The organism is Methylocaldum sp. (assembly GCF_039794385.1).
Lineage (GTDB): Bacteria > Pseudomonadota > Gammaproteobacteria > Methylococcales > Methylococcaceae > Methylocaldum.
In genome coordinates this window covers 1-11,650 of record NZ_JBDIVO010000132.1, presented here as the reverse complement: position 1 = coordinate 11,650, position 11,650 = coordinate 1, and the positions used below count along the sequence as shown (strand labels likewise).

Below are 11,650 nucleotides of genomic sequence, written 5' to 3'. Positions count from 1 at the left end.
CTGCGTCACCCCCATCCGGCCCACATTTATCTGCCCTTAGAGGAAAATCACCATGCTGCAAACCAATAGGCTCAAGCAGGCCTTGAGAGGAGGCGAGACGGTATTCGGTCTGCTGAACTCGATCCCATCGCCGCTCCTGGCGGAGATGCTCGGATACGCCGGATACGATTTCGTCATCCTCGATCTGGAACACGTTTCCACCAATCCGGAAACGCTGGAAAACATGGTGCGGGCGACCGAGTGCGCCGGCATCACGCCGCTGGTGCGGGTGCCCGGCATCGCGGCGGACGTCATCCTGCGCGTTCTCGACTGTGGCGCGCAAGGCATCGTCGTGCCCCATGTGAAAAATGCGGCGGAGGCCGAGGCTATCGTCAAGGCCAGCCGCTATCACCCTTTGGGGACGCGCGGCATCAGCGGCGGACGAACGACCGGATTCGGCCGCCTGGATCTGCCGACTTATTTCGAGTGCGCCAACGCCGAGATTCTGGTCGCGGTCATGATCGAGGACCGCGAGGGCGTGGAGCGGATCGACGACATCCTCTCCATGCCCGGCATAGACTTGGTGCTCGAAGGCGCCGTCGATCTTTCCCAATCTTACGGCGTGCCCGGCCAGCCCCAGCATCCATCGGTACAGGCGGCCATCGAGCGCATCGCCGAATCCTGCCGAAGTCATGGCGTCGCCTTCTGCGCGGTTCCCCGTCTGCCGGGGCAGCGTGAATACTGGAGCGAGCGCGGCGTCCGCGCCTTCCTGCTGGGCGATGATCGCGGCGTCGCCTTTCGAGCGCTCAAAGCGCATTTGCAAGGCTTCAGAGCGTAATCCCACGAAAGGTGCAGAATGATTCGATGGCTGTTCAAGACCCATGTTTACCTGGGGACGGCTTTGGCGCTGCCGTTGATGATCATTGCCGCAACCGGCATCCTGCTGGGCTTCTACGACGAGCTTCGCTACGCGGAGTCGCCGTATCGCCTGAACCGGGCGGTCGAAGCGGGTTTGCCCCCTGCTGTCCTGGAGCAGCGCATCGCGGCCGATTATCCGGACTATCGGCTGGAGGTGCTCTATTTGCCTACGGCTCCGGAGCGCGCCGCCCGGGCCAAACTGGTCGGGCCGGACCGGCGTCTGGCCTTCATCCATCCCGGAACCGGTCAAACCTTGGCCATGCGCGATGCCGCCGAACAGGACGGGCTGGATTTTCTTTACGCCCTGCATCGCGGCAAGCCCTTGGGACTGACCGGGCAAATCCTTGCCAGCGCCGCCGGGGTTTTGGTTCCCATCCTCTGGGGTGTCGGCCTCCTGCTCCGGCAACGGCGCCCGACCTATCGTACCGGGAGGTGGGACTCGCTCACGATCCGGGGCCTGCATCGGGGACTGGGTTTGATCGTAGGTGGTTTCCTCGCCGTGCTGGCCGTTATGGGAAGCCTTCTCAATTTTGCCGGGCCCTTGAAACAATGGCTGGACCCGCCGCCCCGGCTTGCCGGCAGCGAGCCGACGGTGACGACGAAAACTCTTGCCCGCCACGTGTCCAGCGCCACCAGCGCCTATCCCGCGGCGCCGCTGGAGCGGATCTATTTCCCGGCGGACGGAAGCACGCCTTGGCAGTTCCGGTTTCGTGACGGCGGCTGGGCTTATCTCGATGCCGGCGGCCGGGTGCTCAAGATCGCCACGCCTTTTTCTCACTGGACCCATCTTTTGTATCCGTTCCACAGCGGTCGGCTGTGGGGAACGTACGGTCCCAAATTCACGGCCTTGTTCGGGATGGTACTGCTCGGATTGAGCGGGAGTGGACTCTATCTGTATTGCCGACGGCGCAGAGCAAATGAGCGTTCCACTCAAGATGGACAATTCGGGGCTCGTCGCGGCATATTTAAATGGTGAACATATGATTGAGAATGATTATTATTAAAGTCGCATAGGAACTGCAATTACTGCCGTAAACGATTCCTCCGAGAAAAATTCATGAATGGCCAAACCATCTGCATGCACCCGATAGGCTTCCTTGCGCTTCCGTTGGTGGTGATGATCGCGACCGCCGCTTTCGCCCAGACCCGTCAGTACTTTATTGCTGCCGAAGACGGTATCTGGGATTTCGCGCCGTCAGGGAAAAATCTGGTCCACTGTCATCCCGATGCTGCGCCCTGCGAGATACCGGAGCCATGGACCAACAGTCACAGCTTTCCGGTCACCCGGTTCATCCAGTATCGGGACGCCGGCTTCAAAAGTCCGGTGCCGCAGCCGGAGTGGCTGGGCATCCTGGGACCGATCATCCGCGCGGAAGTCGGAGACACGATCAACGTCCGCTTTTGCAACCGCACTCAGGGAGCCGCCGGCATGCACCCCCACGGCCTGCGCTATACCAAGGATCAGGAAGGGGCCCATTACTTCGGAGCGAATTCCGGCGCCGAGCCCGGCAGCGGGGCCGAAGTCATGCCGGGTCAGTGCTTCGACTACACCTGGATTGCGGACGGAGACAGTGGCCCGGCGGGCAGCGAACTCAGCTCCAAGGTCTGGTGGTATCACTCCCATATCGGCGAACCCACGGATACCAACAAGGGGCTGTTGGGTCCAATCATCGTCACCCGCAAGGGCGAGGCCCGCCGCGACGGCCGCCCGAAAGACGTCGATCAGGAGTTCGTGACCGCTTACTTTATCTTCGACAAACTCGGTGGGGAGGAGCCGGGCCTGATGCACAGCATCAACGGGTACATCTTCGGCAACCTGAAAGGATTGACGATGCGCGACGGCGAAAAGGTGCGCTGGCACTTGCTCGGGATGGGCAATGAGGTGGACCTGCACACGCCGCACTGGCACGGAAAGACCGTCACGATCGGCCGCCGCTCGGCCGCGCAACGGACGGATGTCGTTCAATTGCTCCCGGCCGGCATGGTGACCGCCGACATGAAAGCCGACAACCCCGGTGAATGGCTATTCCACTGCCATGTGGCGGATCACATCGATGCCGGCATGTTCGCCACATATCAGATTCTGCCAAAGGGCAACGAGTGAACTCTTCGTCAGATGACTGCCGACTGGCGTCGTACTGCCAGCGCGGCATAGACCGCTGCAAGACGGGCGATGGGAATGCGGAGGGGGATGAGGACACGGAATCCAGTCCGGTGTCGTCGGCAAAACCGGATGGAGGTGGAATGGCCGCCCTGTTCGCCGCGGCGGATGCCGATCACGAGCTGCGGGTTGATCTTTCGGCTCCATTCCACCGCCGTTTGCTTCAACGTGCCGACGCCGGTCGCATGATCGGCTTCAGCTTGGCATCATCGCGTTATCGGTTTTTCGCTATATCGAAGTCAGGCGCGAAAACTGACCGGCGAGAGCGATCACGGCACGGTCGTCAGCTTTCCGGAGACGCGGCGGATGTCGCCTCGACAATCTTTTTGAGCTTCCATTCGCGGTGTTTGTTCATGATGTCGACGACTTCCAGGGGATCGTCAGTAATCGAGATTTGGGTCAAATCGGCTTTGTCGACCAGTTGATTGGCGAGGACCGTGTTATTGATCCAATCGATCAGTCCTTTCCAATAATCCGAACCGAACAAAATCAAAGGCACGGGATGGATTTTGTGCGTTTGCATCAGAGTGAGCGCTTCGAACAGTTCGTCCAGGGTATTGAATCCGCCGGGAAAGCAGACATAGCCCATGGAATGTTTCACGAACATGAGTTTACGCACGAAAAAGTAGCGAAATTCCAGCCTGAGGTTTTGATAAGAATTCGATTTCTCTTCGCCGGCGATGTTGAGTCCGATCGAGCGCGCTTTCTTGAGACGGGCGCCTTTATTGGCAGCCTCCATGATGCCCAGTCCGCCGCCGCTGATGATCGCGTAGCCGTGGCTCGCGAGAACCTCGGCCACGGTTTGTGCGGCCTGATAGTACGGGCTGCTCGGCTTGATCCGGGTGGAGCCGAAAATCGATACGGCAAAGCGAATGTCGGAAAGCTTGTCGAAGCCTTCGGTGAACTCGCTGATGATTCTGAACATGCGCCACGATTCGCTGCCTTTGAGATCTTCGATCATAAACCTGTCCTGGAATTGAAAAGGGATGGGGCTTTAGAAGTATGGCAGCGAATGGCGAAATTTCACCGATATCCCATAGCAGGCATCAGCCGGGATTTTCGTGCAAGTGCTTGTCGCGATGGAAGGTTTCGGTCCGAGCGAAGGCCGAATGCGGAGGCTTTTTCCGTTGATTAGCGGCGCATCCGGCCAAAGCCCTCAGACCGTGATCAGAAGGCGTACGGAATCCAAGCGCAAATGCGCTCCTTGGATGCAATTGTTCATCTCGATGGCGTTCTCCTTGAGCTGATCCAGCTCTTCCTGGCGCACGTTCGGATTGACCCGCCGCAGGGCTGCAAGGCGCTTGAGCTCGGTCGTCATCGTATCGAGCATTCTTTTTGCACTTTCGCCGATGACGCCGGGCATCTGCGCTCGCGCCTTCTTTTCGGCATTCTGGATTAACCGATTGATGAGCTTTTGTCGGCTTTTAACCAGTCCCAGCGCGTGCTCGCGATCGAACTGCTGGGGCTGTTCGGCAAGACTTTCGAAGGGTAGGACACTGAGATCGTTGCCGTCCTGGTCGAATAGGAAGCGCAGCACCGTGGGCGGAAAGAATCGGCCGATCTGCAAGCGCTTCGGTGCGGTGCATTCGACCAGATAGACGGTTTCGAGCAGCAGTTGCCCGGCCTCCAGTTCGGGGTTCCGGACCAGACTCAGCGCGGCGTTGCCGTGCTCGCTGTTGAGGATGAGGTCCATGGCGCCCCGAACCATCGGGTGCTCCCAAGTCAGGAACAGCATGTCCTCTCGCGCCAGACCGATACTCCGGTCCAGCGTGACCGTCACGCCGTCTTCGGGCAATTCCGGGAACTGGGTGCGCATGTGCTCGCCGGGCCTGAGGATGTGGCAATGATCCGAATGTTCCTCGACGGCAACCCCGTAAGCGTCGAACACATCTTCCAAATAAGGCCAGAGATCGTTTTCGCGATCCGTTTCTTCGATGAGCCGGACCAGCCGCTCCGCGGCGTCCCTGCGGCACGAGTTCAGTTCCAGAAGCCGATCACGGCCCTGATGCAATTCCTCCTGGATCGCATCGGCCAGCTTCCGAGCCCGCTCGACCAGTTTCATTTCGCCTTCGGGATCGGGCGCCTGCAACAAGGCGGCAAGCTGTCCTCCGAGTCGGCCGAACACGGGAAGTCCCGCCGGGCTGGGCTGGCTGAACGCATTCAGTCCCTCGTTATACCAGCGGAACAAGACGCTTTGAGCACTGCGCTCGAAATACGCGACGTGTATGCGAATGGTTTCGGACTGCCCAATGCGGTCGAGGCGGCCGATTCGCTGCTCCAGCAGATCGGGGTTGAGCGGCAAATCGAACATCACCAGATGATGGGCGAATTGAAAATTTCGTCCTTCGCTGCCGATTTCCGAGCATACCAGCGCCTGAGCGCCGTTCTCGGTATCGGCGAACCACGCCGCTGCCCGGTCGCGGGCGACGATGCTCATCTGTTCGTGGAAAACCGCCGCGCGCACGCCCCGGACTCGAAGCGCGTCCTCCAAATCGGTCGCGGTTTTGGCTTTTGCGCAAATTACCAGCACCTTGGCCGACTTGAGATTCTTTATGGTTTCGACCAGCCACTCCACCCGGCTGTCCAGACGCCACCACTCGGCGTCATCCTTGCGACACCGGGCGTACAGGGTTTCCGGGTGCAGAAGGTCCTCGATCTGGGGTTGAGTCTCGGTCAGCAGCCGGCTGTAGGCCTCGGGCAGCGGCAGGGGATGAGCGATCAGCTCCCGCCCGGGAAAACCCTTGACCGTGGCCCGGGTATTGCGGAACAGGACCCGGCCCGTGCCGTGGCGGTCCAGAAGGAGCTGAATCAGCTCGCTGCGCGCATTCTCCGTGCGTTCCGGATCGTCCAGCCGGTCCAGTAAATCGTCCGCCAAATCCTGCGAGATGAGGGATTTCAGTTGGCTCAGGGTCTCCCGGTCGAGCTCCGGATCGTCCAGCAGATGGTTGATCACGTCGGCCAGCGATTCGTACTGCATTTCCTCGAACTGGAACCGGTCGTAGCTGTAGAAGCGGTCGGGGTCGAGCAGGCGCAAGCGGGCGAAATGGCTGCGCTTGCCGAGCTGCTCCGGTGTCGCCGTCAAAAGCAGGAGGCTCGGCACCGATCGGCCCAATTGCTCGACAAACTGGTATTCCGGACTGGCTTTCTGTTCCGACCATTGCAGGTGGTGCGCCTCGTCGACCACGCACATGTCCCACCCGGCGGCGAGCGCGGCTTCCTGGCGTTCTTCGTCGTCCATGAAGAAATCGAGGCTGCACAGTACCAGTTGTTCGCTCAGAAAGGGATTGCCGTCTTCGACTTGCCAGAAACGTTCCTCGTCGAACAGGGCGAAGCGCAAATTGAAGCGCCTCAGCATCTCCACCAGCCATTGATGCAGCAAGGGCTCCGGCACGATGATAAGGATGCGCTCGGCGCGTCCGGTCAATAGCTGATGGTGGATGATCAATCCCGCTTCGATGGTTTTGCCGAGCCCGACCTCGTCGGCCAGCAATACGCGCGGAGCTTGGCGATGAGCGACTTCGTGGGCGATGTATATCTGGTGCGGAATGATGCTGGTGCGCCCGCCGAACAAGCCTCGCACCGGAGACTGCTCGAGTTGGCCGATTCTTCGCAGCGTTTCATAGCGCAATCGAAACAGCCCGGAAGGGTCGAGTTGGCCGGTGAAAAGCCGATCCTGAGGCTTGTTGAACTGCATGAAATGGTTGAGATCGACTTCGTCCAGGGTTCGCGAAGTGCCGTCCTCGGCCACGCCTTCGTACGTGATCAGGCCATTTTTTTCCCGTACTTCCGTAACCTTGAGTTTCCAGCCGTCCGCGCTTTCGATGGAATCGCCCTTGGAAAATCTCACCCGCGTCAACGGCGAGTTGTCGACCGCATAAGTGCGGCGTTCGCTGCTGGCGATAAAGAGCAGAGTCACACGGTTGTTTTCGACGTTCAACACAATGCCCAAGCCCAGCTCGGGCTCGGGCTCGGTCTCGCTAATCCAGCGCTGTCCAGGGACGAAAGTCGGCAACGTTATTTCTCCTCAAGGCGTAACACGGAATCACAATTATAGGATTGTAACAGGGCGGTCCGAATTGCCGGTTACGGCTCCTGCCTCCAATATGAGCGGGAACGGGTGCCCAAGTTTCCGACAAGTTTCGGAGTTTGACGACGGCGACCCGAAGCGGCCGTGAGCGAGTGACCGAAGGTCGTTCTGGCCGCGGCGGACGCTTTTTCGGAGATCGTGAACGGAAATAGCGTGAAGGGCGGGGCTTTTGTTGTTCGATTCGGATGTTCTTACCGAGAGGGCAGGCGGCCGGCCCCTCCTACTCGCCTTGCTGGGCATCGCTTGGCGCGGCTTCGTCCGACCGTTGTCGAGGCTTGCGAACGACGGAAAAGTGCGACCTGGCGACGGCCCTGCTATCGCCGGCGCGCACTCTATGTTCGACCGTGTAGGTGCCGGACTTCATATACGAAGGGACGGTCAGTTCATTCGTGGCCGTGTTGGTACCGGTTCTGGCCAGCTTGAAATCGGAGCCTTCCTGGCCGATTTGCCTGCCGCCCGCTTTCAGCACCCAGCTGAGTTCGACTTCCGCATCTCGGGTGCCGGCGGGAAGCGTCAACTCATACGTCGTGATGAATTCCACCCGTTCGCCGGGGCTGACCTGATGTGGAGCCGACCTGGCGCTTTCGATCTTGACCGCTGTTTTATCCGCTACCGGAGCCGGTTGTTCGGCTGCTCCTGCATTCGTCGCCTGAGCACCCTCCGCCGTGGTCTCTTTTGCTTGGGCGGCCTGGGCTTTGCGCGAAATCAGTTGTCGCCTGAGGGTTTGCACCTCTTCGGTATCGCCCAGCGTCGCCGCGGCTTGATCGATATAGACTTGCGCCTTATCCCATTCTTCTCGATTGAGGGCTCGCCATGCGCGTCCGACGGTTCTGCCGGCGGCTTGCTTGCGCCGGTCGCTTTCCTCCGCGTCGGATATCTCGGCATCACCCTGTGCTTCAGGGGTTTTTGGAGCACTCGGCGATTGAGCGGCTTGCTTGTGATCGGGAGAAATCGCCGCAGTCTGCTCGGCGGACTTTTGTTCGGCACTGGCTTTCGAGCGCCCCTTTTCGGCTTCGGCTCTGCGGGTGTCGAGCTCTTGGCGCAAGCTTTCGGCTTCCGGCAGAACAATGGCGACTTCGTCGATACGCGTCTGCGCAAGCTTCCAGTCCCGGCGGTCCATGGCTTCGCGGGCCGGCTGGGCGAACCGATCGACGATTTCTTGGATGCCTTGCTTTGCCTGCGGCTGGTTGGGATCTAACGCGAGCACCGAGCGATATTTGGCGAGGGCATTGTTGTCTTTGGGGCTGATGAGGCGGCCCGCCCTGATGTCCTCGCCGGCCCGAGCCAATAGCTCGAACAGCGCGTCGATCTCAGCCGCGTGCTGCTCGGAGCCCGCTTGGGCACCGGCATTTTTTTCGACAGTCGATTCCTCGGGCGGCGAAGGCGGAGTGGCCGGAGCGATCTTTTGCGGCGCGCTTTCCGCAAATTGATCAATACCGGCCGGATCGTTTTCGCGAACGGTTTGCTCGGCGTCCGACGATGCGGTTGCTTGCTCGTGCTCCGAGAATAGGCCGCGACTCAGCCAAACGAGTCCGGCGGCGACGATCAGCACGATTGCCGAGATGGCCGGAATGCGCGAGCGAGCGGCATCGGATGTCGGCCGGCGCGCCGGCGCATCGGCCGGGTTGGCGGCCACGGTTTCGGCTTTCACCTCCGGCTGCTTAGGCGCAGGCGCATCTTCGACGGGAAGCTCCGGCGCCAGGGAAAATTCCCGCCGCCATGCGGCGATACTCTGCGGGCGCTTAGGCGGATTCAAGCTCAGGGCGTGGTCGACCGCGCGAAGCAAGCCTTCGCTGTAGCGAGGTCCGCCGACCTGTTTGGCGGAAACGAAAATTTCTTTCGAGGCCAAGATGATGCTCTGGCTGCGTTCGAGCGCATCGGGCGGGGCAATGCCCGCGATGCTCCGATAGAGCGTCGCACCAAGGCCGTAGATATCGGTCCATGGCCCCAGCTGATCGCCTTTCCCATAGTACTGTTCAATGGCGGCGTAGCCGGGGGAAAGCATGCTGGGGAGGGCCTGTGTTTTTTCTCCCAGCGACTGACGCGCAGACCCGAAGTCCAGCAGCACGGGACTCCCGTCCTTCCGGAGCAAGATATTGGCCGGCGTGATGTCGCAATGGATAAAGCCGGCGTTATGTATTTTCTCCAGGCCATTCAGGATAGGGATCAAGAACCTGAGGAGTTCGCCTTGCTCCAGGGTCCTGCGGCGCTCGAGGACGGCGTGCAGGCTTTCGCCCTCCTCGTAGCTCATCACCATGTAGGCGGAATTATTGGCGACGAAAACGTTGAGCACCCGGACGATGTTGGGATGCTCCACCTTCGCCAGCATGCGCGCCTCGTTGATGAAAAGCTCCAGTCCCGCGAGATACTGCTCGCCGCAATCCTCCGTTGCCGGCCGGATCAAAGCGGCGCCGTCTCGAACGGCAAGCTTTACCGGGAGATATTCTTTGATGGCAACGTGACGCTCAAGAATGGAGTCGTGGGCGAGATAGGTGATTCCGAAGTTGCCCTGACCCAGAACTTGTTCTATGGAAAACCACTGCAGGCGATAGCCTGGATTGAGTGCATTCTGGCGCATATTCTGTGGCATAGCAGTGCAGACGAAAGCGGGGCTAAGCGGCTTCTTGCGAGGCGTGAGACGAGGATGGCGGGCGAGTAAATCGAGTAGCCCCCGGAATCGTCGGGTTTTACATTGTGCCGATTGGAAAAAGATAAGGCAACCCGGAATGGCGAAAAGTCAAGTGTGGCGTGGCGTACAGCCCGTTCTCCGTTGTATCTCTAACGCCGGCGAGTAGGGCGCAATAGCGGTCCCGCCTATTGCGCCGCAGAAGCGATGATTGGAAAAGCCATCGTAAATCCGATGTTCCCACGGTCTGCTATTGTTCCCTGGGTTATTGGCTTTTCGGATGATGAGTCCCGATGCCCGATTATCGACGCTACCGCGTACCCAATGCCGTTAAGTTAAGGCGAATGACGCCACCCCGGCAGGGAATGCCGGGGTCCAGAAGCCATGGATGGCAGAGGCGTGTCACTTCCCTGTGCTCTGGATTCCGGCAATCCCTGCCGGAATGACGGCTTAACTTAACGGAATTGACCGCGTACCCGGCGGAACCTATTTCTTCACCGTCAATCTGCTCGAACGTTACCCGAATGATCGGCTCGTCCGGCATATCGACGTGCTTCGAACCGTGGTGCGGGAGGTTCGGATCAAGCGGCCATTCCATATCGACGCCTGGGTAGTCTTGCCGGATCACCTGCACGGCGTGTGGACGCTGCCGCCCGGCGATGACGATTTCACCAATCGATGGCGGTTGATCAAACAAGGCTTCTCTAAAGCCTTGCCATCGACCGAACGGCGCTCAAAGGTCCGCATTGCCCGTGGCGAACGTGGGATATGGCAACGCCGGTTTTGGGAGCACGCCATTCGCGATGACGCGGATTATGCGGCGCATGTGGATTATTGCCACATCAATCCGGTGAAACACGGTTATGTCCAATGCGTGTCGGAGTGGCCGTATTCGACGTTTCACCGGTACGTCGAACGAGGTGTGTATCCGTTAAATTGGGCGGGTGGGGTGGAATCCGATATCGATGTGGGCGAGCGGGTTTGAAACCCATTCGGCGCATTACGCTAAATCTCATGCAGCATACACAAGCTGGGGGTTAGAAACCCCCGGTTACCCGATTGGGCGTCACATCAGTCAGCCACGCGCACATACGTTACATCCGCGTTCTCGTAAGGCCGCACTCGGGCGTGATATTCGTAGTCACTGCGGGAGGGCTCCTCTTCTCGATTTTCAGCCCCGTTCATGAAGTCCTCAAGATGGAACTGGAAATGCCAAAGACCGCTGGTTGCGATCGTCTGAACGTAGATCGACATTATTGGCTTAACGCCTATTTCGCCAAGAATATCTCGCGCACAGATCCCCTCGAAGAATACGAGACGAAAGTACTTCTGGAGTCGCTCGATATCGTCTCTTAAGAATTCGAGCGCCAGCCGACCGACGAAGGAACCACCTCGTCCCGCTTCGACATAGCTGTCCGCACTCACTCGGAATCCGTTTAGGTCACGTGCCAGATGCATGGTGGCCGTAGATTTTCCCGAACAACTGGCACCATCAATCACGACAACGCCGGTTGCAGAAGCCGTCCTAGCAGCGACTACCTGATGCAGATCGTTGTAAGTATCACAGCGCATTCAGTGATGCCCAACGTTTGAGTTGAGGGGCGCGGAGACAGCAAGCGAAGCTTGCTGGCGGAGCGTCCCTCTCGAGCGAAGTGTTAGGCATCTCGTCTGACCCACTCATCTACAGTAGTGAACATGTAGTTACCTACCGGGGCATACCGTGGATCGTTATGAACGAATGGGTTAGTGCCAATCCACTCGACAACGACAGACGATGATTCAAGTACCGGCTCGGCAAAGGGCTTTGTCGGCAAGGGATTGCCGACCTACGTTCTTCCCGCCCTACACAAATCCGTACACCGGGATGAAAAACGCTCTA

General features: G+C 59.4%; 9 protein-coding genes. 4 read left to right on the top strand and 5 right to left on the bottom strand.

Annotation, left to right across the window (positions count from 1 at the left end; translation table 11 throughout):
• The first annotated feature begins 52 nt into the window (after positions 1-52).
• From ABJK70_RS12695 to ABJK70_RS12685, 3 genes are all read left to right on the top strand, one after another.
• Complete coding sequence (locus ABJK70_RS12695; RefSeq protein WP_133716728.1) at positions 53-817, top strand: aldolase/citrate lyase family protein; 765 nt, start codon at positions 53-55, stop codon at positions 815-817.
• Positions 818-835: 18 nt separating this feature from the next.
• Positions 836-1,873 (top strand): PepSY-associated TM helix domain-containing protein, encoded by a 1,038-nt coding sequence (locus ABJK70_RS12690; protein ID WP_347258154.1) that lies wholly within the window; start codon positions 836-838, stop codon positions 1,871-1,873.
• 81 nt (positions 1,874-1,954) lie between these two features.
• A complete protein-coding gene (locus ABJK70_RS12685; RefSeq protein ID WP_347258153.1) occupies positions 1,955-3,001 on the top strand; it encodes a multicopper oxidase domain-containing protein in 1,047 nt (348 codons plus the stop codon).
• Positions 3,002-3,009: 8 nt separating this feature from the next.
• Here the strand turns inward: ABJK70_RS12685 and ABJK70_RS12680 are convergent, their stop codons facing one another.
• From ABJK70_RS12680 to ABJK70_RS12665, 4 genes are all read right to left on the bottom strand, one after another.
• Positions 3,010-3,225 (bottom strand): hypothetical protein, encoded by a 216-nt coding sequence (locus ABJK70_RS12680; protein ID WP_347258152.1) that lies wholly within the window; start codon positions 3,223-3,225, stop codon positions 3,010-3,012.
• Between the two features lie 116 nt (positions 3,226-3,341).
• Entirely contained in the window at positions 3,342-4,019 is a 678-nt protein-coding gene (locus tag ABJK70_RS12675; RefSeq protein ID WP_077730405.1) for a TIGR00730 family Rossman fold protein, read from the bottom strand.
• Positions 4,020-4,214: 195 nt separating this feature from the next.
• Positions 4,215-7,070, bottom strand: a complete 2,856-nt coding sequence (gene rapA / locus ABJK70_RS12670) for an RNA polymerase-associated protein RapA (RefSeq protein WP_347258151.1) — start codon at positions 7,068-7,070, stop codon at positions 4,215-4,217.
• 295 nt (positions 7,071-7,365) lie between these two features.
• Positions 7,366-9,723: a protein kinase gene (locus ABJK70_RS12665; protein ID WP_347258150.1), complete on the bottom strand. Its 2,358-nt coding sequence runs from the start codon at positions 9,721-9,723 to the stop codon at positions 7,366-7,368.
• A gap of 511 nt (positions 9,724-10,234) precedes the next feature.
• On the opposite strand from ABJK70_RS12665, the gene ABJK70_RS12660 reads away from it, so the two are divergent.
• Entirely contained in the window at positions 10,235-10,756 is a 522-nt protein-coding gene (locus tag ABJK70_RS12660; protein ID WP_086134960.1) for a transposase, read from the top strand.
• An 86-nt stretch (positions 10,757-10,842) separates the two neighbouring features.
• Here ABJK70_RS12660 and ABJK70_RS12655 read toward each other — a convergent pair whose 3' ends face one another.
• Positions 10,843-11,343, bottom strand: a complete 501-nt coding sequence (locus ABJK70_RS12655; RefSeq protein ID WP_139841133.1) for a hypothetical protein — start codon at positions 11,341-11,343, stop codon at positions 10,843-10,845.
• Between the last annotated feature and the right edge of the window lie 307 nt (positions 11,344-11,650).

Coding starts and splice junctions, on each gene's coding strand:
- ABJK70_RS12675 (WP_077730405.1), bottom strand. CDS start 4,019: ATGATCGAAGATCTCAAAGGCAGCGAATCGTGGCGCATGTTCAGAATC.
- ABJK70_RS12695 (WP_133716728.1), top strand. CDS start 53: ATGCTGCAAACCAATAGGCTCAAGCAGGCCTTGAGAGGAGGCGAGACG.
- ABJK70_RS12655 (WP_139841133.1), bottom strand. CDS start 11,343: ATGCGCTGTGATACTTACAACGATCTGCATCAGGTAGTCGCTGCTAGG.
- ABJK70_RS12685 (WP_347258153.1), top strand. CDS start 1,955: ATGAATGGCCAAACCATCTGCATGCACCCGATAGGCTTCCTTGCGCTT.
- ABJK70_RS12690 (WP_347258154.1), top strand. CDS start 836: ATGATTCGATGGCTGTTCAAGACCCATGTTTACCTGGGGACGGCTTTG.
- ABJK70_RS12665 (WP_347258150.1), bottom strand. CDS start 9,723: ATGCGCCAGAATGCACTCAATCCAGGCTATCGCCTGCAGTGGTTTTCC.